The following is a 26,420-nucleotide window of genomic DNA, read 5'->3' on the forward strand; positions in this document are numbered from 1 at the left end:
GCGTCCGCGTTCGAGTCCACAATTCCAAGACCACCGCGCGGCGCCTTCGCTGCGTGCCCCGAAGGAGAACCTCATGTCTGAAGACACCACGGTCCACGCCGAGCTGCGCAGCAGCTTCGGCAAGGGCTTCGCCCGTCGTCTGCGCGCCGCCGGCAAGATCCCCGCGGTCATCTACGGCCACGGCACCGAGCCCGTGCACGTCGCGTTGCCCGGCCACCAGGTCTCCCTGATCATCCGTCGCGCCAACGCGCTGCTCGACCTCGACATCGAGGGCACCTCGCAGCTCGCGCTCGTCAAGGACGTGCAGAAGGACCCGGTGCACCAGATCATCGAGCACATCGACCTCCTGGTCGTGAAGAAGGGCGAGAAGGTCGCCATCGACGTCCCCGTCGTCGTCACCGGTGAGTCGGCCCCCGGCACCATCGTCAACCTCGATGCCACGACCATCCAGGTCGAGGCGGAGGCCACCCACATCCCCGAGAACATCGAGGTCTCGGTCGAGGGTCTCGAGGAGGGCGCGCACATCACCGCCGCCGACGTCACCCTCCCGAAGGGCTCGACGCTCCTCACCGACGCCGAGGTCCTCGTGGTCGCGATCTCCGTCCCGGCCGCTCCGGTCGAGGACGAGGAGACCGAGGGCGAGTCCGCCGAGGGTGCCGCCGAGGCGTCCGAGGAGGCCGCCGCGGAGTGATCTCCGCCTGCTTCATCACGGAGGGGACGCGATCGGATCGCGTCCCCTCCGTCGTATCCTGACCGGGGTGACGGCTCCGGCGAGAGAGGACGAGGAATGGCAGCCACCTGGCTCGTGGTCGGTCTCGGCAATCCGGGACCCCGCTATGAGGCGACCCGCCACAACATCGGCCAGATGGTCGTCGATGAGCTCGCGGCCCGCCGCGGAGAGAGCTTCCGGGAGCACAAGGGGGGCGCGCGCGTCGTCGAGACCTGGCTTCGGCCCGGTGCCGACAAGCTCGTGCTCGCCAAGCCGAACACGTTCATGAACGTCTCGGGAACCCCTGTCGCAGCGCTCGCCCGGTTCTACTCCGTCCCTCTCGACCACGTGGTCGTCGTGCACGACGAGCTCGACATCCCGTTCGACACGGTCAAGCTCAAGACCGGAGGAGGGCACGGCGGGCACAACGGCGTGCGTGACATCGCGCGGGCCCTCACGAGCCCGGACTTCCCGCGGGTGCGGGTCGGCATCGGCCGACCGGCGGGGCGCCAGGATCCTGCCGACTGGGTGCTCTCCCCGTTCGGCAAGGACGAGCGTGCGAACCTTCCCCTGCTCGTGGGTGACGCCGCGGACGCCGTCGAGCTCCTCGTCGGGGAAGGCCTGCTCGCCGCGCAGCAGAAGCATCACGCACCGCGCTGACCGGCGCCCCGCGGGGTCAGGTGGTGAAGGTGGCGTATCCCGCGGCGCCGCCGACGGCGAAGGCCGTGAACACGGCGACGAAGAAGATGACTGCGCCGAGGACGGCGACGATCAGCGCGGCGATGCCCGCTCCACGTCCCTGCTTCCGGCGGATCGCGATGATGCCGAGCACGATCGCGGCGATGCCGAACACCGTGCCGGCCCAGAACGACAGCTCCGTCCACAGCACCTGATCACGCGCGGGGGACAGGAACCCGAGATCTCCCGAGGAGCCGCTGATGCCCTGCGGGATGCGGCGGCCCACCTCGAACGCGCTGACGCCGCCGATGATCGGCATGACGACGGCCGCGAGGATCGAGAGACCGAGGGCGAGCAGGCCGAGGAACCCCGAGGGCTTCGGCGCGGCGTCGGGCGCCGTGTACGTGCCGGACGGTGCCGCATAGCCGCCCACGGGCACCTGATACGCCCCCGGAGGCGCAGCCGGGGGTGCCGGCTGGCCGTATCCGCCGGTCGGCGGGTACGGTGCCGGAGCCCTCGGCGGTACGGACGCGTACGCGGGCGGCGGGATCGCACCGGAGACCGAGTCCTGCGGGACCGAGGCCGCCGGAGGGGCGGGCGGAACGGCGCCGGACGGAGGGGGCAGCTGCGGATCGGTCACGATGTCATCCTAGGGTGGCGCGCGGCTCAGACCCGGCGCAGCAGTCCGACGCGGTCGTACACGTCGGACAGCGTCCGATCGGCCACGGCATCGGCGCGGGCGGCGTTCTCGGCGAGGATCCGGTCGAGCTCGGCCGGGTCGTCGAGGAGTTCGAGCGCACGGTCGCGCACCGGAGCGAACTCCTCCACGACGACCTCGGCGAGGCCCTTCTTGAAGTCGCCGTACCCGCGACCCGCGTACTCGTCCTCGATCGCGGGGATCTGGCGTCCGCTCAGCGCGGCGTAGATGGTCAGGAGGTTCGAGACGCCCGGCTTGGCCTCGCGATCGAACCGCACGGTGCCCTCGTTGTCGGTCACCGCGCGCATGATCTTCTTCGCCGACTTCGCCGGGTCGTCAAGCATCCACAGCACGCCGGCATCGCTCTCGGCCGACTTCGACATCTTGGCCGTCGGATTCTGCAGGTCGTAGATGCGCGCCGTCTCCTTCTGGATGACCGGGACCGGCACCGTGAAGGTCTCGCCGAACCGCGAGTTGAAGCGCTCCGCGAGGTCGCGGGTGAGCTCGACGTGCTGCTTCTGGTCGTCGCCGACCGGCACGACGTCCGTCTGGTAGAGCAGGATGTCGGCGGCCATGAGCACCGGGTAGGTGAAGAGGCCGACGCTGGTCGCATCGGCGCCGTAGCGGGCCGACTTGTCCTTGAACTGGGTCATCCGTCCGGCCTCGCCGAAGCCGGTGATCGTGCTGAGGATCCAGGCGAGCTCGGCGTGCGCACGCACGTGCGACTGCACGTACAGCGTCGACTGCGAGGGCTCGATGCCCGCCGCGATGTACTGCGCGGCGGTACGGCGGGTCTTCTCGCGGAGCTCGGCCGGGTTCTGGGCGACCGTGAGGGCGTGCAGGTCGACGACGGAGAAGAACGCGTCGTACGAGGTCTGGAGCTCCCGCCACTGCAGGAGTGCGCCGATGTAGTTGCCGATCTGGAGGGAGTCGGCGGAGGGCTGCATTCCGGAGTAGAGACGAGGCTTGTTCACCCGTCAATCCTATGCGTCCGCGCGGCGGACCCCTGCGCCCGCCGATCCCTTACGCTGACGTCATGACGAGCGGTGCGCCTCCGACGCGGGGACAGGTGTTCCTCGACGCGTTGGGCGCGGACGCCGAGCGTCTGCACCCGGAGATCCTCGCGCAGTATCGCGCTCCCGTCGCGGCGGGGCACGCGGAGGGGGTGTTCGCCGTCGCGGGGAGCCGCTTCGGTCGCGCAGCCGGTCTCGTGCGTCCGATCGTCGGGCCGGGTCTTCTGGTGCCGACATCGGGACGAGATGTCCCGTTCGTGCTCCGCACGGCCTCGGGGCGCACAGAGACCGGCCGCGCGACGCTCGACTCCATCCGCGAGTTCCGTTTCCCCGGACGGACCGCGCGGATCGTCGACCGGCTCACGGTGAGCGTGCGGCCGGGACTGGTCCGGAATCTCCTCGGTGCCCGAGGCCGCGTGGAGCTCATCGAGGAGTGCAGTGTGACGGCGGAGGGCTTCCTGCGGATGCGCACCATCCGAGTCGCGCTGCGGCTGTGCGGTCGGCGGTTCGCGCTGCCCGGTCCGCTCGGCGTGCGCGTGGACCTGATCGACGGCTGGGACGCGGAGCACCGCCGGCGCACGATCGATATGCGTGCCGTGAACCCGCTGCTCGGCACCGTCCTGGAGTACCGCGGATGGTATCGGGAGTCGGAGCCGTCGCCCTCCGAGCAGCCCGACCCGGGTCAGTAGGTGTAGTCGACGACGACCGGCGCGTGGTCGCTCCAGCGCTGGTCGTACGCGGCCGCACGCGCCACGTGGTACGCCTGGACGCGCTCGGCGAGAGCGGGCGTGGCCAGGTGGTAGTCGATGCGCCATCCCGAGTCGTTGTCGAAGGCCTTCCCGCGCATGGACCACCACGTGTACGGCCCGTCCACCTCGCCGTGGAAGCGGCGGCCGACGTCCACCCAGCCCAGGCCGGTGCCGACCGAGCCGTCGACGCCGGTGACCGGGGTCCCGGCCTCACCGAGGAAGCGATCGAAGTAGGCGCGCTCACGCGGCAGGAAGCCGGCCTTGGTGCGGTTGCCGCGCCAGTTCTTGATGTCGAGCTCGCGGTGCCCCACGTTGAGGTCGCCGGTGACGAGGGCGAGGGCGCCGTCGGTGTTCAGGCTCGCGAGTCGCGCTTCGAACGCGTCGAGGAACTTCCACTTCTCATCCTGCTTCGGGGTGTCGGCCTCGCCGGAGTGCACGTAGGCGCTGACGACGGTGAGCGGACGGTCGCCGATCAGGAAGTCGGCCTCGATCCAGCGCCCCTTGGAGTCGAAGTCCTCCGGGCCGAAGTCCGCCCGGGAGGCGAGCGCGGGGAGGCGGCTGGCGATCGCGACGCCCGCTCGCCCCTTGGCCGTGGCCTCGTCGTGGACGAAGGTCCAGCCGGGGAGGGCGGCCTCGATGTGCTCGTCCTGCCCGCGCACCTCCTGAAGGGTGAGGATGTCGATGTCGGCGGCGTCCAGCCACGTGCTCATCCCGTTGCGGGCGGCCGCCCGGATCCCGTTGACATTGACCGAGGCGATACGCAGGTGAGGCATTCCTCCAGCCTAACGAGCACCGCCGACATCGCGGTTCTGACGGTGATCGAGCTCGGAGAGCAGGCGCTGCGCGAGAGGGGAGGTCGGGGGTGCGGGCGGGGGAGCAGAGGCCTCCAGTCGCGCGACCTCGTCCTCCGCCTCGCGGACGGCGTGCCCGGCCGCCCAGCTCCGATACCACGGGGCCTCGTCTTGCGCGGCTCGGGCGTCGCGCAATCGGATCCGTGCCGCCGCGAGCAGGGTGGCGTGCTCCGCCACCCGCCGCTCGGCCTCCGTCGGCAGCAGGAGCGGGAGGTCGCGGTCCTGGGCAGCGACGGCGATCCAGGAGGCGGCGACGAGCATGACCACCCCGTTCACCCGGAACCACAGCAGCAGCCCGACGAAGATCGCGAAGGTCGCCAGCAGGGGATTGGACGGCGTGTAGCTCAGGAGGAACCCGACCCCGAACTGCAGCACCGTCATGGCCGCGCCGCCGAGGAGGGCGCCCGGCCAGATGGTGCTCCAGTGCAGCGAGGTGCCGGTGAGGAAGCGCACCATCGCCGCCAGCGCCCCCGTCAGCAGGACGAACGACACGAGCACCGTGCCGATCCGGATGCCGAGGTTGAGGCCGTCCGATCCCGCGTCCCAGCCGAGGAGCGAGAGCACCCAGCTCAGCACGGCGGCGCTGGCCGAGCTGAGGGCGGAGCCGAGGATCAGCGAGACACCGAAGATGAGGGCGGCGAGGAGGTCGCGCGCTTTGAGGAGGAGGTAGCTGCGGCGGTCGGGCTCGAGGCCGAAGATGTCCCGCACGGCTCGCCGGGAGAAGGTCACCCAGCCGATCGCCGTCCAGATGACCGTGCCGAGCGCGATGAGGCCGGTGATTCCGAGGAACCCGGTGGTGTTCGACGCGATCTCCTGCACCTGTGCGGGCGTGAAGACGCCGCCCTCGTCGAGGATGAGGTTCGGGATGTAGTTGTTGATGATGTCGATGAGCCCGTTCACGGCCTCCTCGCTGCCGCCGAGCCAGAGCCCTGTGATGGCGAACGCGAGGTAGACCGCGGCGAAGATGGCGAACAGCGCCTGGTAGCTCACCCCGGCGGCGAGCAGGAAGCCGTTGTGTTGCAGGAAGTGACGCCACACCCGCACCGGGAAAAGACCGAGGGTCCGCCGCGTCAGCGCGGTCGCGCGCTCGACCGCGGCATCGAGGCGACCATCGGTCGCCGAACCGGGCTCGGACACGCCCCCACCCTACCCAAGACCGATCACGCCCTTCCGCGAGAACAGGCACAGACGCGAGAACAGGCGGCCCCGTCCGGGACCGCCTGTTCTCGCGTGAATGCCTGTGTCGGCGCGTCAGGGACGGCCGCGGAGGACCGCCTGCTTGACCTCGGCGATGGCCTTGGTGACCTCGATGCCGCGGGGGCACGCCTCGGAGCAGTTGAAGGTCGTGCGGCAGCGCCAGACGCCTTCCTTGTCGTTGAGGATGTCGAGGCGGACCGCAGCGTTGTCGTCACGCGAGTCGAAGATGAAGCGATGCGCGTTGACGATGGCCGCCGGGCCGAAGTACTGTCCGTCGGTCCAGAACACCGGGCATGACGAGGTGCACGCGGCGCAGAGGATGCACTTGGTGGTGTCGTCGAAGATCTCGCGGTCGGCGATGGACTGCGTGCGCTCCTTGCCCTTCTCCGGCACGGAGTTCGCGACGAGGAACGGCTGCACCTCGCGGTACGACGCGAAGAACGGCTCCATGTCGACGACGAGGTCCTTCTCCAGCGGCAGGCCCTTGATGGCCTCGACGTAGATCGGCTTCGAGATGTCGAGGTCCTTGATCAGCGTCTTGCACGCCAGGCGGTTGCGGCCGTTGATGCGCATGGCGTCGGAGCCGCAGATGCCGTGGGCGCAGGAGCGCCGGAAGGTGAGCGAGCCGTCGACCTCCCACTTGATCTTGTGCAGGGCGTCGAGGACGCGGTCGGTGGAGTAGAGCTCCACGTCGTAGTCGACCCAGTGCGGCTCGGCGTCGATCTCCGGGTCGAACCGACGGATGTTGAAGGTGACGATGAAGGACTGGATCCCGGTCTCTTCCGTCGTGTCTGCCGGGGCCTCGGCGAGGGCGTTGGACATGCTCAGTACTTCCTCTCCATCGGCGGGTAGTTGAACTCGCCCTTGTCGTTCTTGGTGAAGACGACGGGCTTCCAGTCGAGCTTGATGTGGTCGCTCGGGTCGGAGGAGTGCGGGTCGCCCGTGAGGTACGCCATGGTGTGCTTCATGTAGTTCTCGTCGTCGCGCTTCGGGAAGTCGTCGCGCATGTGGCCGCCGCGGCTCTCCTCGCGGTTCTGTGCGGCGTAGACGACGACCTCGGCGATGTCGAGCAGGAAGCCCAGCTCGACCGCCTCGAGCAGGTCGGTGTTGAACCGGTGGCCCTTGTCGTCGACGTGCACGTTCTTGTAGCGCTCACGGAGCTCGGCGATCACGCCGAGGACGTGCTGGAGGGATTCGTGCGTGCGGAACACCTGCGCGCCCTTGTCCATCTCGTCCTGCAGCGTCTTGCGCAGTACGGCGATCCGCTCGGTGCCCTGGTTGTTGCGCAGGCCCTCGAGCATGTCGGAGACGAACGCCGCGGGGTTCTCCGGAAGCGGGACGAAGTCCGCCGTCTTGACGTACTCCACCGCGTTGCGACCCGACCGCTTGCCGAACACGTTGATGTCGAGCAGCGAGTTCGTGCCGAGACGGTTGGCGCCATGCACCGAGACGCAGGCGCACTCACCGGCGGCGTAGAGGCCGGGGACGACGGTGTCGTTGTCCGCGAGCACCTCGCCGTTGTTGTTCGTGGGGATGCCGCCCATGGCGTAGTGCGCGGTCGGCATGACGGGCACCGGCTCGACGACCGGGTCGACGCCCAGGTACGTGCGGGCGAACTCGGTGATGTCCGGGAGCTTGGTCTCGAGCACCTCGGCGCCCAGGTGCGTGCAGTCCAGCAGCACGTAGTCCTTGTGGGGACCGGCGCCGCGGCCCTCGGCGACCTCCTGGACCATGCAGCGCGCGACGATGTCTCGGGGCGCCAGGTCCTTGATGGTGGGGGCGTAGCGCTCCATGAACCGCTCACCGGAGGCGTTGCGGAGGATCGCGCCCTCACCGCGGGCGCCCTCGGTGAGGAGGATGCCGAGGCCGGCGAGACCGGTCGGGTGGAACTGGAAGAACTCGAGGTCCTCGAGGGGGAGGCCCTTGCGCCAGACGATGCCCACGCCGTCGCCGGTGAGCGTGTGCGCGTTGGAGGTCGTCTTGAAGATCTTGCCGAAGCCGCCGGTCGCGAAGATCACGGCCTTGGACTGGAAGACGTGCAGCTCGCCCGTGGCGAGGTCGTACGCGACGACGCCGGCGACCTGCGTCGCCCCCGCCGCGTCCTTCACGGTGATGAGGTCGAGCACGTAGAACTCGTTGAAGAAGTTGATGCCGAGCTTGACGCAGTTCTGGAACAGCGTCTGCAGGATCATGTGGCCGGTGCGGTCGGCGGCGTAGCACGCGCGTCGGACCGGGGTCTTGCCGTGCTCGGCCGTGTGGCCGCCGAAGCGGCGCTGGTCGATCTTGCCCTCAGGGGTGCGGTTGAAGGGGAGGCCCATGTTCTCGAGGTCGATGACCGCGTCGATGGCCTCCTTCGCGAGGATCTCCGCCGCGTCCTGGTCGACGAGGTAGTCGCCGCCCTTCACGGTGTCGAAGGTGTGCCACTCCCAGGAGTCCTCCTCGACGTTCGCGAGGGCCGCCGCCATGCCGCCCTGCGCGGCACCGGTGTGCGAGCGCGTGGGGTACAGCTTGGAGATCACGGCCGTCTTCGCGCCGGGGCCGGCCTCGATGGCCGCCCGCATGCCGGCGCCGCCGGCGCCCACGATGACGATGTCGAACTGGTGGTAGTGCACGCCGTCACGGACGACGGAATCCTGCGTCTGGGTAGTCACTTCTCGTTTGCCTCTTCTTCTAGCCCTGCGCCTGGCAGGTCTCCCACAGCGTGCTCGACTCGGTCACACCCAGGCACGGGTCGAACGTGAAGACGACCAGGGTGCCGAGGAGGATGAGCAGGCCCGCGGCCAGGCCGAGGGCCCAGACGAGCGCCTTGCGCGCGGTGGGGTTGGTCACGTAGTCGTTCACGATCGTGCGCATGCCGTTGGCGCCGTGGATGAGGGCGAGCCAGAGCATCAGCACGTCCCACCACTGCCAGAACGGCGTGGCGAACTTGCCGGCGATGAAGGCGAAGTCGAGGGCGTGGATGCCCTCGCCGACCATGAGGTTGACGAAGAGGTGGCCGAAGATCAGCACGACGAGCACGACGCCCGAGACGCGCATGAAGACCCAGCCCCACTTCTCGAGGTTGATGCCGCGCTGACGGCGGGCGGGAGCGGCGACGGTCTGCGCGCTCATCAGTGTCCTCCTCCGAAGCCGGCGAACGCGAGCATCAGGTGACGCGGCACGAAGCCGGCCATGATGATGCCCCACACGAGCAGCACGCCCCAGAACAGCTGGCGCTGGTACTTGGCGCCCTTCGACCAGAAGTCGACGGCGATGATGCGCAGGCCGTTCATGGCGTGGAACACGATGCCCGCCACGAGCACGACCTCGCCGATCGCCATGACCGGGTTCTTGTATGTGCCGATGACCGCGTCGTACGCCTCCGGCGAGACCCTGATCAGCGCCGTGTCGAGCACGTGCACCAACAGGAAGAAGAAGATGGCGACTCCGGTGATGCGGTGAAGCACCCACGACCACATGCCTTCGCGACCCCGGTAGAGGGTGCCGCGGGGGGTCTTGGACGTGGTTTCCGAAATCGACGGTGTCAAGCGAGCGCTTGTGGACACGGTCGTCCTCCCTGGATCGATGTGTTTCGGTCGCGTGCGCTGCTTCGTCCACATCTGGCCTGGAGGAGGGTCAGGCACGCCCGATCGGAGTCCATCCTATTCCCGTGCGGACGCCGCGGGCGACGAAGGGGAGCCTAAGTCGAACCCGCCGCTACGCTGGCCTGCATGAGCGAGCCGATCGAAGACTTCTATGCGGTCATCCCCGCCGGTGGCATCGGCAGTCGGCTGTGGCCGCTGTCCCGCGCGGACGCCCCGAAGTTCCTGCACGACCTCACCGGCTCCGGCCATTCGCTGCTGCGCGATACGTGGGACCGGCTGGAGCCGCTCGCCGGACCGGACCGGATCGCGGTGGTCACCGGCCGCGCCCACCGAGCTGCGGTGGAGGCGGAGCTGCCCGGCATCGCCGACCTCAACGTCTTCCTGGAATCCGAGCCCCGCGAGTCCGCGGCGGCGATCGGGCTGGCCGCGGCCGTGCTGCATCGGCGCAACCCGGACGTGATCATCGGCTCGTTCAGCGCGGACCACGTCATCCGGGGCACGCGGGTCTTCGAGTTCGCCGTCCGCGACGCCGTCGAGGTCGCCAGGGAGGGCTACATCTGCACGATCGGCATCGCGCCGACCGAGCCGGCGGTCGGCTTCGGCTACATCAAGAAGGGGCCGGAGCTGGTCGTGGAGCGCGCCAGGGAGGCGGCCCTCGTCGAGAGCTTCGTCGAGAAGCCGGATCTGGAGACGGCCAGGGCCTACCTCGCCGAGCGCACCTACCTGTGGAACGCGGGCATGTTCATCGCGAAGGCGAGCGTCCTGCTGGACGAGCTCGCGGCCAACGAGCCCGACCTGCACGCCGGTCTTCTCGAACTCGCCGAGGCCTGGGACGACCGGGAGCTCCGCGGGCCCGCCGTCGACCGCATCTGGCCACGGCTGAAGAAGATCGCGATCGACTACGCCGTCGCGGAGCCGGCGGCGCGGCGCGGGCGTCTCGCCGTGGTCCCCGGGCACTTCGACTGGGACGACGTGGGGGACTTCGCGTCGCTGACGAAGCTCATCACGAACGGCCGCAAGAACGACCTCGCCGTCCTCGGGCCCCGCGCCCGGGTGCTGACCGACGCGGCCAGCGGCATCCTCGTCAGCCAGACCACCCGCGTGATCAGCCTGGTGGGGGTGCAGGACATCGTCGTGGTCGACACCCCCGACGCGCTCCTGGTCACGACGGTCGAGAACGCGCAGCGGGTGAAGGGCGTGGTGGAGTCGCTCAAACTCAACGGCCAGGGCGACGTGCTCTGATGAGCAGCGCTCCGTGCTCATCGGCAGGGTTGATTTCAGCTTTGTAACCATTGGCCCGGCCGCCCGGGGCCGACGTGCACGAACGTCGAAACACTAGGTAACTTTGATCGATCCGCGATGGCCGCGGGTTCGTTGAGGGAGGCATCCGTGACCATCTCCACCACCAAGAAGCTGCTCGGCGCGACGGTCGCCGCCGGTGTCGTCTTCGCTCTTGCCGGCTGCGGTCAGGCGCCGACCGACGAGTCCGAGGGCGGATCCGCCCCCGTCGACTCCGACTTCAAGCCGTGCCTCATCTCCGACGCCGGCGGCTGGAACGACAAGTCGTTCAACCAGTCGGCCAAGGAGGGCATGGACAGCGCCGCCGACGAGCTCGGCATCAAGCCGCTGGAGTTCGAGTCCGCCAACGACAACGACTACGCGCCGAACCTCGAGACCGCCGTCTCCGAGGGCTGCTCGCTCATCGTCTCGGTCGGCTTCAAGCTGTCCGCAGCCACGGTCGAGTCCGCGCTCGCGAACCCCGAGATCGACTACGCGATCATCGACGACTGGGCTGACAACGACTTCGACGGCACCACCGACGCGCCGAACATCAAGCCCCTCGTCTTCGACACCGCTCAGGCTGCCTACCTCGGCGGCTACGCCGCGGCCGCCTGGTCCGCAGAGGCCGGCGTGAACAAGGTCGGCACCTTCGGCGGCATGCAGATCCCGTCGGTCGCCGTCTTCATGGACGGCTACCAGCTCGGTGTCGAGAAGTACAACGAGGACAAGTCGGCCGACGTCCAGGTCTTCGGTTGGGACGCCGCCACCCAGAAGGGCTCCTTCACGGGCGGCTTCGACGCCAACGACACGGCCAAGCAGACCGCCCAGGGCGTGCTCGACCAGGGTGTCGACGTCATCCTCCCCGTCGGCGGCCCGGTCTACCAGAGCGCCGCAGCGGCGATCAACGACAGCGGCAAGGACACGCTGATGCTCGGTGTCGACAGCGACCTCGCCGTCGCCGACCCCAGCGTCGCCGACATCACGCTCGTCTCCATCATGAAGGCCATCGACGTGGCCGTCCGCGACGCGACGCTCGCGGCCGCCGCCGGCGAGTTCGATCCGGAGCCCTACATCGGCACGCTCGAGAACGAGGGCGTGAAGCTCTCCGGCTTCGGCGACTTCGAGGCGGACCTGCCCGAGGGCCTCACGGACGAGCTGTCCGCTCTCCAGGAGCAGATCATCTCCGGCGACATCACGGTGGAGTCCGAGAACTCTCCCACCCGCTGAGTCGGAGCCGTACCCAGCACGGGGCGAGTGGCGCAGGCTGCCACTCGCCCCGCACTGTGGGCGGCGACGATTCTCCTCGGTGACTCTTCTGGATAAGGTGCAGATATGAAGCTCGAACTTCGCGGCATCACCAAGCGATTCGGCAGCCTCGTGGCGAACGACCACATCGATCTCGTGGTCGAACCCGGTCAGATCCACGCTCTCCTCGGCGAGAACGGTGCAGGCAAGTCGACGCTGATGAACGTGCTCTACGGCCTGTATCAGGCCGACGAGGGCGAGATCCTCCTCGACGACGTCGTGCAGCACTTCCGCGGCCCCGGAGACGCGATGGCCGCGGGCATCGGCATGGTGCACCAGCACTTCATGCTCGTGCCGGTGTTCACGGTGGCCGAGAACGTCATGCTCGGTCACGAGCAGACCAAGGGCCTCGGCACGCTCGACATCGCGAAGGCGCGCGAGCACGTGCGCGCGGTCGCGGCGCGGTTCGGGTTCGACATCGATCCGGACGCCGTCGTCGGCGACCTGCCCGTCGGTGTGCAGCAGCGCGTCGAGATCATCAAGGCGCTGTCCCGCGACGCCAAGGTCCTCGTCTTCGACGAGCCCACCGCGGTGCTGACGCCGCAGGAGACCGACGAGCTCATGGCCATCATGCGCCAGCTCCGGGACGAGGGCACCGCGATCGTGTTCATCACGCACAAGCTGCGCGAGGTGCGCGAGGTCGCCGACCGCATCACGATCGTCCGGCTCGGACGAGTGGTGGGGGAGGCCTCGCCGACCGCCACCAACGCCGAGCTGGCCTCGCTCATGGTCGGCCGCGCGGTCGAGCTGACCGTGCATAAGGAGGCGCCCCGCCTCGGCGAAGGCGGCCTGGAGGTCCGCAACCTCCGGGTGCTCACCTCGACCGGAGCCATCGTCGTGGACGACGTCGACTTCACGGTCCGCCCCGGTGAGGTCCTCGCCATCGCCGGTGTGCAGGGCAACGGCCAGACCGAGCTCGTCGAGGCCATCGTCGGCCTCGCCGCACGCGTCGAGGGGAACATCATCCTCGACGGTACCGAGCTCGTGGGCAAGAGCGTCCGCGGCATCCTCGACGCCGGTGTCGGGTTCGTGCCGGAGGACCGTACCGAGGACGGCCTCGTCGCCGGATTCTCGGTCGCCGAGAACCTCATCCTCGACCGCTCCGACGATCCCGCCTTCAGCCGGGCCGGGACGCTGCGTCGCGGCGCCCTGGAGGACTTCGCCAAGAAGCGCATCGCGGAATACGACATCCGCACGCAGGGCCCGGACACCCCCGCGGGAACCCTCTCCGGAGGCAACCAGCAGAAGGTCGTGATCGCGCGCGAGATGAGCCGGGAACTGCGGCTCTTCGTCGCGGCCCAGCCGACGCGCGGGGTCGACGTGGGCTCGATCGAGTTCATCCACAAGCGCATCATCGAGACGCGGGACGCGGGCATCCCCGTGATCGTCGTCTCGACCGAGCTCGACGAGGTCGCCGCCCTCGCCGACCGGATCGCGGTCATGTACCGCGGCACCATCGTCGGCATCGTCCCCGGTGACACGCCCCGGGAGACACTCGGACTCATGATGGCCGGAGCGGCCGATGCGGAGGTGACCGCGTGAGCGGCGCGACACCGGGTGCAGGAGACGTCACGAAGGGGCTGCCCCCCGAGCAGCTCCCGCCCAGCACGGGCCTGGCGGACGAGGTGCCCCCGCCCCCGCGCGGCAACGCCGTCCTCAAGGAGATCCTCCGCGGGAGTGCGGTCACGACGATCCTGGCGATCGTCCTCGCGCTCATCGTCGGCGGCATCCTCATCGCTTTCACAAACGAAGACGTGCAGCAGGCCTCCGGATACTTCTTCGCCAAGCCGAGCGACACGTTCGTCGCGGCATGGAACGCGGTCTACAACGGCTACGAGGCGCTGTTCCGCGGAGCGATCTTCAACGCCCGCGGCGCCGACTTCGCCGCGCAGATCCGACCGCTGACGAACACGCTGGGCTTCGCGGCTCCGCTGATCGCCGCCGGTCTGGGCGTCGCGCTCGCCTTCCGCGTCGGCCTGTTCAACATCGGTGCCCGCGGTCAGATGCTCGTCGGCGTCGCGGTCGCGGCCCTGCTGACGTTCAACCTCGACCTGCCGATCTGGTTCCACCTGCCCGTCACCCTGCTGGCCGGTATCGCCGGCGGTGCGCTCTGGGGCGGCATCGCCGGTCTCATCAAGGCACGCACGGGCGCGCACGAGGTGATCCTCACGATCATGCTCAACTACATCGCGTACTACCTGCTGCTGTGGATGATCCGCACGCCGGGGCTCCTGCAGAAGCCGGGGACCAATCAGGCGCTGGGTTCTGCGACGCCCGAGAGCGCGCAGTTCCCGACCCTGCTCGGCCCGCAGTTCCCGCTTCTGGACCTCGGCTTCGTCATCGTGGTCATCGCGACGGTGTTCGTGTGGTGGCTCATCGAGCGCTCCTCGCTGGGCATGCGCATGCGCGCGGTGGGGGAGAACCCGCACGCCGCTCGCGCCGCGGGCATCAGCGTCAAGCGCGTCTACGTCTACGCGATGCTCTTCGCGGGTGCCCTCGCCGGCCTCGCCGGCATGAACCAGCTCCAGGGCGCCGTCACCACCGGCGTCACCGAGACCATCGACGCCGGCATCGGCTTCGACGCCATCACGGTCGCCCTCCTCGGACGCAGCCGCGCGTGGGGGACCTTCGCGGCCGGGATCCTGTTCGGTGCCCTCAAGGCGGGCTCGTTCTCGATGCAGGCGCAGGACATCCCCGTCGACATCGTGCTCGTCGTGCAGTCGCTCGTCGTGCTGTTCATCGCCGCGCCGCCGCTGCTGCGCACGGTGTTCTTCCTCCCCAAGTCCGACGCAGAGAAGGCGGCGAAGGCGAGAGCCAAGGCCGCGAAGAAGGCGGTGACGGCATGATGTCGCTCGTGCAGACCGAAGCCGCCGACGGCACGGTGCAGCTCGCCACCGTCCGGGAGCGTCACCTCAAGGCACCGATCAGCCTCGCGATCGTCACCGCGCTGCTGGCCGTGCTCTTCCTCGCCGTGCCGCGCAGCGGCACCAGCACCTTCCGCCTCGGCGACCGCACGTCGGCCTTCGAGCTCCCCGACGTGGAGCTGCCCACCGCGCCGACCTTCTGGGTCGTCTTCGCCGTGCTCGTCGTCCTCACGGTCGCAGCGTTCCTCCGGGCGTGGACGTACCGCGCCCCGTCGATCTGGCTCATGGTGGTCTACGGCGTGCTCGCGGTCTTCGCGTTCCTGGTCTGGGCCGCAGCCGGGGGCCTCGTCCCCGTCACGAGCCTGCTGTTCGGCGCCGTGTCGCTGTCGGTGCCGCTCGTGTTCGGCGCGCTCGGCGGCGTCATCGGCGAACGGGCCGGTGTCGTCAACGTGGCCATCGAGGGGCAGCTGCTCCTCGGCGCCTTCTCGGCGGCGCTGCTGTCCAGCATCACCGGCAACGCTTTCGTCGGCCTGATCGGCGCCATGATCGGCGGCGTGCTCGTCGCGAGCGTGCTGGCGGCGTTCGCCATCAAGTACCTCGTCGAGCAGGTCATCGTCGGTGTCGTGCTCAACGTCCTCGTCACCGGGCTCACCGGATTCCTCTACGGAGCGCTCCTCGCCCCGAACGAGGCCGAGCTGAACACCCCGGTCCGCTTCTCCCGCATCGAGATCCCGGTGCTGAGCGACATCCCGATCATCGGTCCGGTGCTGTTCAACCAGACCTTCATCGTGTACCTCATGTTCATCACCGTGGCCGTCGTCGCGTGGGGCCTGTACCGCACCAAGTGGGGCCTGCGCCTCCGCGCGGTGGGCGAGCACCCGCAGGCGGCCGACACGGTCGGCATCCGGGTCAACCCGACCCGCTTCTGGAACGTGCTGCTCGCGGGCGCGATCGCCGGCATCGGTGGTGCGTACTTCACGCTCGTGTCGGTCCCGCAGTTCGGCAAGGAGATGACGGCAGGTCTCGGCTTCATCGCCCTGGCCGCCGTGATCTTCGGCCGCTGGGACCCGATCCGCGCGACGCTCGCCGCCCTGCTCTTCGGATTCGCGACGAACCTGCAGAACCTGCTCTCGATCCTGAAGACGCCGATCCCCGGCGAGTTCATGCTCATGCTGCCGTACGTCGTCACGCTGCTCGCGGTCGCCGGATTCGCCGGTCAGATCCGGGGCCCTGCCGCCAGCGGCAAGCCGTACATCAAGTCGTAGAACCCGCAGGGAAGAAGGAACCACCAACCATGACGGACATCGACTGGGATGAGCTGCGGCAGGTCGCCGCGGATGCCATGACCAAGGCGTACGCGCCGTACTCGCGCTACCGCGTGGGAGCGGCGGCTCTCGTCAGCGACGGGCGGATCGTCGCCGGCTGCAACGTCGAGAACGCCTCCTACGGCGTCACGCTGTGCGCCGAGTGCGCGCTCGTGGGCGATCTGTTCATGTCCGGCGGCGGGCAGCTCGTCGCCTTCGTGTGCGTCAACAACGACGGCGAGACGATCATGCCGTGCGGCCGGTGCCGCCAGCTGCTGTTCGAGCATGCGGTACCCGGCATGCTGCTGGAGACCGTCTCCGGCATCCGCACGATCGACGAGGTGCTGCCCGACGCGTTCGGGCCGCGCGACCTGGAGGACGCACGATGACCGCGGGACAGGCTCAGGGAGCCATCGAGCAGTTCGACGCGATCGACGTGATCCGGGCCAAGCGCGACGGAGGCGTGGTCCCGGAGCCGGCCCTGCGCTGGATGGTGGACGCCTACACGCGCGGCTACGTGTCCGACGCGCAGATGGCCTCCTTCGCGATGGCGATCTTCCAGCGCGGCATGGAGCGCGATGAGATCCGCGTGCTCACCGACGCGATGATCGCTTCCGGGGAGCGGATGAGCTTCGCGACTCTCGGCAAGAAGACCGTGGACAAGCACTCCACGGGTGGCGTGGGCGACAAGATCACCCTGCCGCTCGCGCCCCTCGTCGCCTCGTTCGGCGTGGCGGTGCCGCAGCTCAGCGGCCGCGGCCTCGGCCACACCGGCGGCACGCTCGACAAGCTGGAGTCCATCCCCGGCTGGCGCGCTGCGCTCAGCAACGAGGAGATGTTCGCGCAGATGCAGGGCGACGTCGGGGCCGTGATCTGCGCCGCGGGGTCGGGTCTCGCGCCCGCCGACAAGAAGCTCTACGCGCTCCGCGACGTCACCGGCACCGTGGAGGCCATCCCGCTGATCGCCTCCAGCATCATGTCGAAGAAGATCGCCGAGGGGACCGACGCTCTCGTCCTGGACGTGAAGTTCGGTTCCGGCGCCTTCATGCAGGACATCGACAGGGCTCGGGAGCTCGCGCGCACGATGGTGGCGCTCGGCACGGACTCCGGTGTCGCGACCACGGCACTTCTGACCGATATGAACGTTCCCCTGGGCCGCGCGATCGGCAACGCCAACGAGGTCCGCGAGTCGGTCGAGATCCTCGCCGGCGGGGGACCCGCCGACGTCCGGGAGCTGACCGTCGCGCTCGCGAGGGAGATGCTCGCCCTCGCCGGTCAGCCTGACGCCGACGTGGAGGCAGCGCTCGACGACGGCCGCGCCATGGACACGTGGAAGGCGATGATCCGTGCGCAGGACGGCGACCCCGACGCGGCCCTCCCGGTCGCGCGGGAGACGCACGTCGTCACGGCGCCCGCGGACGGCGTCGTGACCCGCATGGACGCGCTTCCCTTCGGCATCGCCGCCTGGCGTCTGGGCGCCGGGCGTGCGCGCGCGGAGGACCCGGTGATCTTCGAGGCGGGGATCGATCTGCATGCGAAGCCGGGGGACCGGGTGTCGGCGGGGCAGCCGCTGTTCACGCTCTCGGCAGCCGACGAGGCGCGCTTCCCCCGGGCGATCGAGGCTCTCGAGGGCGCCTGGGAGCTCGGCGACGAGGCTCCGACCGTGGGACCGATCGTCCGCGAGCGCATCACGGCGTGAGGCCCGGGCGCTAGCCTGGACGAACACCCCGCGACCGAGAGGATCCCCATGTCGATCGATGCGAGCGGCGACGTCGCCATCCAGGGCGTCTCCCTGCGGAGTCTGCCGAAGGTGTCGCTGCACGACCACCTGGACGGCGCGGTGCGCCCGGCCACGATCATCGAGCTCGCCGACGCGATCGGTCTCGAGGTCCCGGCATCCGACCCTGCCGCGCTCGGTTCGTGGTTCGCGAAGAAGAGCGACGCGGGATCGCTGGTGGAGTACCTGAAGACGTTCGAGCTCACCACCGCGGTCATGCAGACCCGTGAGGGGCTGACGCGCGTCGCGCGAGAGTTCGTCCAGGACCTCGCGGCGGACGGAGTCATCTACGGTGAGATGCGCTGGGCGCCGGAGCAGCACCAGGCGCGCGGTCTCTCGCTGGAGGACGCCGTCGAGGCGGTGCAGCAGGGCATCGAGGAGGGTGAGGACGCTGTCGACCGCGACGGCCGCAGCATCCGCGTCGGCCAGCTCCTCACCGCGATGCGGCACACCGACCGGGCGCGGGAGATCGCCGAGCTCGCGGTGGACTTCCGCGGACGGGGTGCCGTGGGCTTCGACATCGCCGGCCCCGAGGACGGCTTCCCTCCGTCGGACCACCGCGCGGCCTTCGACTACCTCGCCGAGAACTTCTTCCCGGTGACCGTGCATGCGGGGGAGGCAGCCGGGCTCGCCTCGATCCGCTCCGCCCTCCTGGACGGGCGTGCGCTCCGACTCGGACACGGCGTGCGCATCGCGGAGGACCTCGAGGTCGTCACGCAGGAGGGCGACGAGGTGCAGGTGCGCTTCGGCGACCTCGCCCGCTGGGTGCGCGATCGGGAGATCCCGTTGGAGCTCTCCCCGTCGTCGAACCTGCAGACCGGAGCCGTCGCGGCGTGGGGGCAGACCCTCGCCGATCATCCGTTCGACCTGCTGTACCAGCTCGGGTTCGCGGTGACGGTGAACGTGGACAACCGCACCATGAGCGCGACCTCCCTCACGCGGGAGCTGGCGCTGCTCGTGCAGACGTTCGAGTACGACCTCGACGACCTCGAGGCCTTCCAGTTCAACGCCGCCGCTGCGGCGTTCCTCCCCGTCGAGGAGCGCGAGGAGCTCGTCGAGATGATCGCCGAGGGCTTCGGCGCCTGACCCGGCGGCCGACACGACCCGTCGCGGCCGACACGACCCGTCGGCACGGCCGGAACGGGAGGCGGGACGCGAGGATGGGGGCATGCCCGCCTCCGTCTTCCTCGCCGGTCCCGCCTCGTGGAACCGGATGGTCCTGCTCGACCGGCTCCCCGAGCCCGTGCCCCACATGCAGTTCGCGCAGGCGAGCTGGGAGACGGTCGGCGGCACGAGCGCCGGCAAGGCGCTGAGCCTGACGACGCTGGGGCGGCCGGTCGTGCTGCATGGCATCGCCGGAGAGGACGAGGACGGGCTGCGCGTCCGCGAGGCGCTGCAGGCGGCCGGAGTGGTCGCGCACTGGACGGACGGGATCACCGAGCGGCACCTCAACCTGATGACGCCGCGCGGTGAGCGGGTGTCGCTGTACCTCTCGACCCCGGCGGAGACGACGGGGGAGGCGGACGGGGCGCACGCGGCGGAGATGGCTGGAGCCGACGCCGTCGTCCTCGACCTGGCCGCCGAGCCGCGACGGCTGCTCCCGCTCGCAGTGGCCAGCGGCACGCCGCTGTGGGTCGACGTGCACGACTACGACGGCGTCGGGGAGTACCACCGGCCGTTCCTCGCGGCAGCCACGGCGGTCTTCTGCAACGCGGACCGGCTGGACGCGCCGGTGGAGTTCCTCCGCGCCGTCGTCGCGGAGGGAGCGGCGTTCGCGGTGTGCACGCTCGGCGCCGAGGGAGCGGTCGCGGTGGGGGCGGACGGTGCCGAGTTCCGGGTGCCCGCCGTGCCGACCACCGTCGTCGACACCAACGGCGCCGGCGACGCGTTCTTCGCGGGCGTCCTCGACGCGCGGCTGGGAGGCGCGGACCTGGCGTCGGCGCTCTCGGCGGGCGCACGCTCGGCCGCCGGAGTGCTGACCACCCGGCATCTGCACCCGCTGCTCGACCCGATCCTCGGGGATCCGCGGGCGGCCTAGGGCGCGACCTGCTCCAGGAACCCGCCGACGACCTCGGTGACCTCGGCGTCCATCTCGTCGTCGTCGATCGTCGGGGTACCGTCGCCGGACTGGGGTCCGTAGTCGCCGAAGGAGGCGTGGGAGGCGCCGTCGATCTCGACGAACTCGGCGTCCGCGGGGAGCTCGGAGCGGGCGTCCGCGATCTTCTCGGGTGTGGAGAGACCATCCTCGCTGCCGGAGACGCTCAGCACCGGGAGGTCGGTGCCTGCGAGGTCGGTCGCGCAGTAAGAGGCGAAGAGGACGAGGGCATCGGCGTCCGTCGCGAGTTGACAGGCGCGCACCCCGCCGAGGGAGTGGCCGCCCACGGCCCAGACGCCGACGTCGGGCGCGGCGCTCGTGAACGAGTCGAGTCCGCGGGGATCGAAGAACGCCAGATTGAGCCAAGGCCGCGTGATCACGACCGTGGTGCCCTCCGCCGCGAGCCCCTGGAGGATCGACGCGTAGGCCCAGGGGTCGACCTTCGCGCCGGGGATGAAGACGAGCCCCCGGTCGGAGGAGCCGTCCGCGGGCTCCAGGACGATCCCCTCATCGGCATCGGTCACCGTGATCGCCGGGTTCTCGCGGACGGCGGTCAGCGGTGCGGGCTCCGCGTCCATGACGCCGACCTGGCTCCAGACGAGGACTCCGCCGATGGCGAGGAGGATGACGATCGCCACGCTCCACAGGACTCGCTTCAGGACGCGGCGCCGGGGCTTCTTCTGCACAGCAGCAACGCTACCCCGGCCCCGACGCCGCGTCCCTCAACCGGCGAGCGCCGCTTGACGGAGGGCCACGGCGTCGCGGACGGCGGGGAAGAGCGGGTGCTCCGGATCGAGGCCGGTGGTGCGGACGGTGAAGCCCGCCGCGTTCTCCGTGCGCAGAAGGGTCTGCAGCTCGACCGACTGCTCGTCGGCGGCGTCGTCGAACTCCAGCGCGGCGGCGACGGCGGCCACCAGGGCATCCGTCGGCAGTCCGTGCTCGGCTGCCATCGCCGCGGGGCCGATGAACCGCTCGTGCCGGGAGATCTTCCGCAGGGGCTGACGGCCGACGCGCTGCACGGTGTCCACGAGCTCCGGGTTCCGGAACCGCTCCAGGATGGTCGCACGGTACTGCGCGAGGTCTGCGGGGTCGAGCCCGTGCTCGACGACCAGCACCGCCGAGGTCTCCTCGAGGGCGGCCGACACCTGCGCGGCGATCGCGTCGTCCGCGAGGGCGTCCGAGATCCGCTCGATGCCCGCCCGTGCACCGAAGTACGCGGTGGCGGCATGACCGGTGTTCACCGTGAAGAGCTTGCGCTCGATGTACGGCGCGAGGTCGTCGACGAAATGGGCGCCGGGGATGCGCGGCGGGGTGTCGCCGAACGGCCGGGCCTCGATCGCCCACTCGAAGTACGGCTCGACGGTGACGTCGATGCCCCCACCGTCCGGCTGCGCCGGGACGATGCGGTCGACGGCGGTGTTCGCGAACACCGCACGCGCGAGGAGGACGTCGGCATCCGGCCCCGCCGCCGCGACGATCTCCTGCCGCAGCTGATCGGTGGCGCCGATGGCGTTCTCGCAGGCCATCACCTGCAGCGGCGCGGCCTCGGGGGAGCGCAGCGCGAGCCCGGCGACGATCGACGGGGCGACGAACCGCAGCACGGTGGGGCCGACGGCGGTCGTGACGACGTCGGCCGTCGCCACCTCCTCCGCGACCACGGCGGGGTCCGTGCGGCTGTTCACCGCACGGAACCCGGAGACGACGTGGTCGGTCCCTCCGGGTCCGGCTTCGTGCACGGTGTACGAGTCCGCCCGGTCGATCGCCTCCACGAGTGCGTCGGCGACGTCGCTGAACACGACCTCGTACCCGCCCTCGTGCAGGAGCAGGCCGACGAAACCGCGCCCGATGTTGCCCGCCCCGAAGTGGACTGCCTTCATCCCTCGTTCACCTCCGAGAGGAGAGCGAACAGCTCGTCCGGCGTCGCCGCCGCTTCCAGCCGGGCGACGTCGTCCTCCTCCGAGAAGAGGATCGCGATGCGGGACAGGATGTCCAGGTGCTCATCGCCGACGCCGGCGATGCCGATCACGAACCTCGCCTGCTCGCCGTCCCAGTCGACGCCGCCGTCGTAGCGGACGACGGAGAGCGCGGACGCCAGGATCGTGTCCTTCGCCTCGTTCGTGCCGTGCGGGATGGCCAGGCCGTTGCCCATGTACGTCGACACGGTCTCCTCGCGCTGACGCATCGCATCGACGTACGCCGGGGTCACCGCACCGGCGGCGACGAGGATGTCCGTCGCCTCCTGGAGCGCGTCGTCCCGCGACGCGCCTCCCGGGTGGATGCGGACCTGCTCGGCTGTGAGAACGCTCATTCTTCGTCCTTTCGCTGTTCCTTGACCATCTCGACGACCTCGTCGTACTTCGGCGAGTTCATGAAGTTGTCCACCGAGACGTGCAGGGAGTCCGGCGACTTCGCCGTGGCCCGGTCGGTGAGCTGCTGCTGCGTGATGACCACGTCGGCGGCGCCGTCGAGGTTGGCGATGGCGGCGTTCGTGACGGTGATGCCCTCGATGCCGGCCTTCTTCAGCTTGTTCCGCAGCACGCTGGCGCCCATGGCGGACGAGCCCATACCGGCGTCGCACGCGAACACGATGGTCTCGATCGGGGCCGCCGCGACCGCAGTGGTGGCGGGAGCGGGCGTGGACTCCGGTGCCGCCGTCGCGGTCGAGGTGCGCAGGGCGTCCATCGCCGCGGACGACTTGCCCTTGTTCGCCTCGGTCTGCGCGATGGCCGCACCGAACGTGTCGCCCTCGGCGGCGAGGTCGCGCTTGCGCGAGGCCCGCAGGATGACGCCGGTGATGAGGAAGGTCACCGTCGCGGCGATGATGACCGACAGGTACACCACGAGGAGGTTGGCGACGCCGGGGCCGATGGCCGCGGCGGTCACGGCGATGATGCTGCCCGGGGCGGCCGGGAAGGCCAGTCCGCCACCGAGGACCATGTTCGTGGTGACGCCGGCCGCTCCACCCGCGATGAGCGCGAGGATCGTGGTCGGCTTGCTGAGAGCGTACGGGAAGTAGATCTCGTGGATGCCGCCGAAGAACTGGATGATGGCGGCACCGGGAGCCGAGGCCTTCGCGGCGCCGACCCCGAAGAAGGTGAAGGCGAGCAGCAGGCCGAGGCCGGGGCCGGGGTTCGCCTCGATGAGGAAGAGGATCGACTTGCCCGTCTCCGCAGCCTGCTCGATCCCCAGCGGGGTGAACACGCCGTGGTTGATGGCGTTGTTGAGGAACAGCACCTTGGCCGGCTCGACGATGATCGACACGAGCGGCAGCAGGTTGAGCGACACGAGCCAGTCGACGGCGGCGCCCAGCGCGGCGCTGATGCCCAGCATGACCGGACCGAAGGCGAAGAACCCGACGATGGCGAGGAGCATGCCCAGGATGCCGGCGGAGAAGTTGTTGACGAGCATCTCGAAGCCAGGGCGGATCTTGCCGTCCCACAGCCTGTCGACCTGCTTCATGATCCAAGCGGCGATCGGGCCCATGATCATCGCGCCCAGGAACATCGGGATGTTCGTGCCGACGATCACACCGACGGTCGCGATCGTGGCGACCACGCCGCCGCGCTCGCCGTAGACCATGCGGCCGGCCGTGTTCGCGATCAGGAGGGGCAGCAGGTAGGTGACCATCGGGCCGACCAGGCCCACGTAGGCCAGGATGTTGCCGTCTGCGCCTTCGGCGACCGCGGTCATCGCGCCTTGCCAGCCGAGGACGGCGGAGTCGCCGCCGCCGCCGATGATCTCGGCGACGCCGGCCCAGTGCCAGCCGAACGGGCTCTCGGCGCCGAAGAAGCCCTTCGGGATGAAGAGCATCGTGATGAAGCCCCAGGCGATGAAGGCCGCGATGTTCGGCATGATCATGCCGGAGAGGAACGTGCCGAAACGCTGCACGCCCACGCGGAGGCCACCGGGGGCGGTGGCGGCGGGTGACGTCGTCGTCATGATGTGGTCTCTTTCTGATGAGGGGGGAGTGCCGCGGCGAGGGTCGCCGCAGCGGTGCGGGCGGAGGGGGCGTCGTCCGCGGCGAGCGCGGCTTCCGCGAGGCGGAGGGCGTCGTCGCGAGTGCGGGCGGCGAGCGCCTGGCGGACGTCCGCGAGGGCGGACGGCGCCATGGAGAGGCTCGTCGCACCGAGCCCCACAAGGACGACCGCGAGCAGCGGGTCGGCCGCGGCCTCGCCGCAGATGCCGACCGGCTTGCCGAGGCGGGCACCGGCCGTGCCGACCTCGCGCACCAGCCGCAGCACCGCGGGGTGCCAGGGGTCCTGGAACGAGGCGACCGAGCCGAGCAGCCGGTCCGCGGCCATCGTGTACTGCGTGAGGTCGTTGGTGCCGATGGACGCGAAGTCGGCGTGGGCGAGGACGCGGTCGGCGAGCAGGGCGCTGGACGGCACCTCGACCATGACGCCGGCCGTCTTCAGGCCGTACTCGCGGGCGAGGCCTGTGAAATACACGGTCTCCTCGACGGTGGCCACCATGGGCGCCATGACCCAGAGATCGGCGTCGGTCGCGGCGTCGGCCTCGGCCAGCGCGGTCAACTGCTCGCGGAGGATGTCCTCGCTCGCGCGGAGAGCCCGCAGACCGCGCAACCCCAGGGCCGGATTCTCCTCGTGCGCGTCGTTGAGGAAGGCCAGGGGCTTGTCGGCCCCTGCGTCGAGCATCCGCACGACGACCTTCTTGCCGGGGAATGCCCCCAGGAGCTCGCGATAGGACTCCCGCTGCTGGGCCACGGTCGGCGCCTGCGACGCGGAGAGGAACAGGAACTCGGTCCGGAACAGCCCGACGCCCTCGGCCCCGCGTGCGACCGCGTCGGCGGCGTCGGCGGGCTTCCCCAGGTTCGCGAGGAGGGCGACCGGTGTGCCGTCGGCGAGCGCACCGGGCGTGAGCGGCGCGTCGTCCGCGACCAGTCTGGCCGCGGCGCGCTCGGCGGCGCGGCTGCGCTCCTCGGCGGTCGGTTCGCGGGTGATGACGCCTGCGGCGGCATCGACGATCACGGTCTCCCCGGTCGTCAGCGCGTGCCCGTCGCCGACGCCGACCACAGCCACGATGCCCTTCTCCCTGGCGAGGATCGCCGTGTGGGAGGTGGGGCCGCCGTCGGTGGTGACGAGGGCGAGCACCTGGTCGAGGTTCAGCAGCGCCGTGTCAGCGGGCGCGAGGTCGCGTGCCACGAGGACGAACGGGTGCCCGGGATCGGGCACGCCGGGGGCGTCCACCCCGCGCAGCCGGGCCAGCACCCGCTGCGCGATGTCGTCGAGGTCGGCGGCGCGCTCGCCGAGGTAGCCGCCGACGGCCTCGAGCGTGGCCCGGAAGCCCGCGAAGGCGTCGTGAACGGCCCATTCCGCGGTGGCCCCGGCATCGATCCTCGCGTCGACCTCGTCCTGCAGCGTCGGGTCCTCGGCGATCATCGCCTGCGCCTCCAGCACCTCCTGCGCGGCGCCGCCGGCGGCCTCGCCACGCTGCGTCAGCTCCTGCGCGACGACGGCGACGGCCTCGCGGACCCGCGCGCGCTCGGCATCGGCCCCGGCGGTGCTCGGGACGTTCTCGGGCGCGGGCAGCGCCTCGGTCATGCGGACGACCGGTCCCTGCGCGACGCCGAGACCGATGCCCACGCCTCGCAACGCGCTCATCCGGCCGCGTCCTGGTCGTGGTCGGTCGTCAGCAGCTCGGTGAGCGTGTCCAGTACGCCCTCGGCGCCGTCGCCGTCGGCCGTGAGCGTCACGTAGTCGCCGTGCTCGATGGCCAGCGCGATCACCCCGAGGATGCTCGCGGCGTTGACCGGCGTGCCGGAGTCCTTGGCGATCGTGACCGCGAGCCCGGAGTCCTTCGCGGCCTGCGCGAAGATCTTTGCGGGCCGGGCGTGCAGTCCGTGCGAGGAGCCGATGCGGACGGTGCGGGTGGCGGTCATGGTGTTCCTTTCGGGGCCCCGCCGGCGGCGGCGAGGGTCGACTGGGCGAGAAGAAGGGTGCGGACGCCGTCGCGGTCCGCGAACACGTCGTCCGGCAGGACGGCGACGGGCGCGCGGGTCAGGTCGCGGATGGCGTCGAGGCGCTCACGCAGATGCGGGCCCACGAGGACGAGGTCGTGTCCGCCGAGGGGGACGGTGCTCTCGACCCCGGCACCCGCATCCCAGTCCAGGCCTGCTGCCGCTGCGGCAGTGCGCAGGCGCTGAGCGACGAACGTGCTCGACGCGCCGGCGCCGCAGACCACGAGAATCCTCATCGATGTCACCCTTCCTGAGAACAGTCTGGGAAACGTGACCACGGCGGCACCAACACGTTCTCTTCCGCCCCTGCGGAATGCTCCTCGCCGCGCCCGTGTCGCC

The 26,420-nt window shown here is 70.2% G+C and carries 27 protein-coding genes; 12 read left to right on the forward strand and 15 right to left on the reverse strand.

Translation table 11 applies throughout. From position 1 onward, the window contains the following. Positions 1-73: 73 nt before the first annotated feature. Positions 74-691: a 50S ribosomal protein L25/general stress protein Ctc gene (locus M4D53_RS14025; protein WP_187661953.1), complete on the forward strand. Its 618-nt coding sequence runs from the start codon at positions 74-76 to the stop codon at positions 689-691. Between the two features lie 96 nt (positions 692-787). Beyond that, positions 788-1,369 carry an aminoacyl-tRNA hydrolase gene (gene pth, locus M4D53_RS14030; protein ID WP_187661952.1) on the forward strand — a complete coding sequence of 194 codons (582 nt, stop codon included), beginning with the start codon at positions 788-790 and terminating at the stop codon, positions 1,367-1,369. A 16-nt stretch (positions 1,370-1,385) separates the two neighbouring features. Here the strand turns inward: pth and M4D53_RS14035 are convergent, their stop codons facing one another. Further along, entirely contained in the window at positions 1,386-2,027 is a 642-nt protein-coding gene (locus M4D53_RS14035; protein WP_259954605.1) for a hypothetical protein, read from the reverse strand. Positions 2,028-2,053: 26 nt separating this feature from the next. After that, positions 2,054-3,058, reverse strand: a complete 1,005-nt coding sequence (gene trpS / locus M4D53_RS14040; protein ID WP_259954607.1) for a tryptophan--tRNA ligase — start codon at positions 3,056-3,058, stop codon at positions 2,054-2,056. Between the two features lie 62 nt (positions 3,059-3,120). On the opposite strand from trpS, the gene M4D53_RS14045 reads away from it, so the two are divergent. Beyond that, a complete protein-coding gene (locus M4D53_RS14045; RefSeq protein ID WP_259954608.1) occupies positions 3,121-3,786 on the forward strand; it encodes a DUF4166 domain-containing protein in 666 nt (221 codons plus the stop codon). Here M4D53_RS14045 and M4D53_RS14050 read toward each other — a convergent pair. The 6 genes from M4D53_RS14050 to sdhC all read right to left on the reverse strand — a co-directional run bounded on the left by M4D53_RS14050 (position 3,780) and on the right by sdhC (position 9,439). Further along, positions 3,780-4,619, reverse strand: coding sequence for an exodeoxyribonuclease III (locus M4D53_RS14050; protein WP_259954609.1), 840 nt, complete (start codon positions 4,617-4,619; stop codon positions 3,780-3,782). The two genes, M4D53_RS14045 and M4D53_RS14050, sit on opposite strands and share 7 nt — an antisense overlap. A gap of 9 nt (positions 4,620-4,628) precedes the next feature. Further along, positions 4,629-5,834, reverse strand: coding sequence for a YhjD/YihY/BrkB family envelope integrity protein (locus M4D53_RS14055; protein ID WP_259954610.1), 1,206 nt, complete (start codon positions 5,832-5,834; stop codon positions 4,629-4,631). A gap of 114 nt (positions 5,835-5,948) precedes the next feature. Further along, a complete protein-coding gene (locus M4D53_RS14060; protein WP_187661947.1) occupies positions 5,949-6,716 on the reverse strand; it encodes a succinate dehydrogenase iron-sulfur subunit in 768 nt (255 codons plus the stop codon). Between the two features lie 2 nt (positions 6,717-6,718). Continuing rightward, a complete protein-coding gene (sdhA, locus tag M4D53_RS14065) occupies positions 6,719-8,545 on the reverse strand; it encodes a succinate dehydrogenase flavoprotein subunit (RefSeq protein WP_259954611.1) in 1,827 nt (608 codons plus the stop codon). A 19-nt stretch (positions 8,546-8,564) separates the two neighbouring features. Beyond that, on the reverse strand, positions 8,565-9,005 hold the full coding sequence (locus M4D53_RS14070) for a succinate dehydrogenase hydrophobic membrane anchor subunit (protein ID WP_149085820.1): 441 nt from the start codon (positions 9,003-9,005) through the stop codon (positions 8,565-8,567). Continuing rightward, positions 9,005-9,439, reverse strand: a complete 435-nt coding sequence (gene sdhC, locus M4D53_RS14075; RefSeq protein ID WP_082758508.1) for a succinate dehydrogenase, cytochrome b556 subunit — start codon at positions 9,437-9,439, stop codon at positions 9,005-9,007. Before sdhC ends, M4D53_RS14070 begins: the two co-directional genes overlap by 1 nt. 165 nt (positions 9,440-9,604) lie before the next feature. On the opposite strand from sdhC, the gene M4D53_RS14080 reads away from it, so the two are divergent. From M4D53_RS14080 to M4D53_RS14120, 9 genes are all read left to right on the forward strand, one after another. Beyond that, on the forward strand, positions 9,605-10,720 hold the full coding sequence (locus M4D53_RS14080) for a mannose-1-phosphate guanylyltransferase (RefSeq protein ID WP_259954613.1): 1,116 nt from the start codon (positions 9,605-9,607) through the stop codon (positions 10,718-10,720). Between the two features lie 147 nt (positions 10,721-10,867). Beyond that, complete coding sequence (locus M4D53_RS14085) at positions 10,868-11,986, forward strand: BMP family lipoprotein (protein WP_187661944.1); 1,119 nt, start codon at positions 10,868-10,870, stop codon at positions 11,984-11,986. A 105-nt stretch (positions 11,987-12,091) separates the two neighbouring features. Next, a complete protein-coding gene (locus M4D53_RS14090; protein WP_259954614.1) occupies positions 12,092-13,606 on the forward strand; it encodes an ABC transporter ATP-binding protein in 1,515 nt (504 codons plus the stop codon). Beyond that, positions 13,603-14,910 (forward strand): ABC transporter permease, encoded by a 1,308-nt coding sequence (locus M4D53_RS14095; RefSeq protein ID WP_259954615.1) that lies wholly within the window; start codon positions 13,603-13,605, stop codon positions 14,908-14,910. Before M4D53_RS14090 ends, M4D53_RS14095 begins: the two co-directional genes overlap by 4 nt. Next, positions 14,910-16,193 carry an ABC transporter permease gene (locus M4D53_RS14100; protein ID WP_396667033.1) on the forward strand — a complete coding sequence of 428 codons (1,284 nt, stop codon included), beginning with the start codon at positions 14,910-14,912 and terminating at the stop codon, positions 16,191-16,193. The genes M4D53_RS14095 and M4D53_RS14100 overlap by 1 nt, the downstream gene beginning before the upstream one ends. Before the next feature lie 29 nt (positions 16,194-16,222). Next, positions 16,223-16,621 carry a cytidine deaminase gene (locus tag M4D53_RS14105; protein WP_187661940.1) on the forward strand — a complete coding sequence of 133 codons (399 nt, stop codon included), beginning with the start codon at positions 16,223-16,225 and terminating at the stop codon, positions 16,619-16,621. Further along, entirely contained in the window at positions 16,618-17,931 is a 1,314-nt protein-coding gene (locus M4D53_RS14110; RefSeq protein WP_187661939.1) for a thymidine phosphorylase, read from the forward strand. Before M4D53_RS14105 ends, M4D53_RS14110 begins: the two co-directional genes overlap by 4 nt. Before the next feature lie 48 nt (positions 17,932-17,979). Further along, positions 17,980-19,095 (forward strand): adenosine deaminase, encoded by a 1,116-nt coding sequence (locus tag M4D53_RS14115; RefSeq protein WP_187661938.1) that lies wholly within the window; start codon positions 17,980-17,982, stop codon positions 19,093-19,095. Positions 19,096-19,177: 82 nt separating this feature from the next. Continuing rightward, positions 19,178-20,047: a carbohydrate kinase family protein gene (locus M4D53_RS14120; protein WP_259954618.1), complete on the forward strand. Its 870-nt coding sequence runs from the start codon at positions 19,178-19,180 to the stop codon at positions 20,045-20,047. On the opposite strand, the gene M4D53_RS14125 is transcribed toward M4D53_RS14120, so the two are convergent. The 7 genes from M4D53_RS14125 to M4D53_RS14155 are packed head-to-tail and all read right to left on the reverse strand — an operon-like array spanning position 20,044 to position 26,317. Further along, a complete protein-coding gene (locus M4D53_RS14125; RefSeq protein ID WP_259954619.1) occupies positions 20,044-20,790 on the reverse strand; it encodes an alpha/beta hydrolase in 747 nt (248 codons plus the stop codon). The genes M4D53_RS14120 and M4D53_RS14125 overlap by 4 nt on opposite strands. A 36-nt stretch (positions 20,791-20,826) precedes the next feature. After that, the gene (locus M4D53_RS14130; protein ID WP_259954620.1) at positions 20,827-21,981 is read right to left on the reverse strand and encodes a mannitol-1-phosphate 5-dehydrogenase; all 1,155 of its coding nucleotides are present in this window, start codon (positions 21,979-21,981) and stop codon (positions 20,827-20,829) included. Next, positions 21,978-22,412: a PTS mannitol transporter subunit IIA gene (locus M4D53_RS14135; RefSeq protein WP_187661934.1), complete on the reverse strand. Its 435-nt coding sequence runs from the start codon at positions 22,410-22,412 to the stop codon at positions 21,978-21,980. Before M4D53_RS14135 ends, M4D53_RS14130 begins: the two co-directional genes overlap by 4 nt. After that, positions 22,409-24,043 (reverse strand): PTS mannitol transporter subunit IIBC, encoded by a 1,635-nt coding sequence (locus tag M4D53_RS14140; RefSeq protein WP_187661933.1) that lies wholly within the window; start codon positions 24,041-24,043, stop codon positions 22,409-22,411. Before M4D53_RS14140 ends, M4D53_RS14135 begins: the two co-directional genes overlap by 4 nt. Then, positions 24,040-25,725, reverse strand: coding sequence for a phosphoenolpyruvate--protein phosphotransferase (gene ptsP / locus M4D53_RS14145; RefSeq protein WP_187661932.1), 1,686 nt, complete (start codon positions 25,723-25,725; stop codon positions 24,040-24,042). Before ptsP ends, M4D53_RS14140 begins: the two co-directional genes overlap by 4 nt. Further along, entirely contained in the window at positions 25,722-26,003 is a 282-nt protein-coding gene (locus M4D53_RS14150; protein WP_187661931.1) for an HPr family phosphocarrier protein, read from the reverse strand. The genes ptsP and M4D53_RS14150 overlap by 4 nt, the downstream gene beginning before the upstream one ends. Next, positions 26,000-26,317 (reverse strand): PTS sugar transporter subunit IIB, encoded by a 318-nt coding sequence (locus M4D53_RS14155; RefSeq protein WP_187661930.1) that lies wholly within the window; start codon positions 26,315-26,317, stop codon positions 26,000-26,002. Before M4D53_RS14155 ends, M4D53_RS14150 begins: the two co-directional genes overlap by 4 nt. Between the last annotated feature and the right edge of the window lie 103 nt (positions 26,318-26,420).

It is taken from the genome of Microbacterium meiriae, assembly GCF_025143875.1.
Lineage (GTDB): Bacteria > Actinomycetota > Actinomycetes > Actinomycetales > Microbacteriaceae > Microbacterium > Microbacterium meiriae.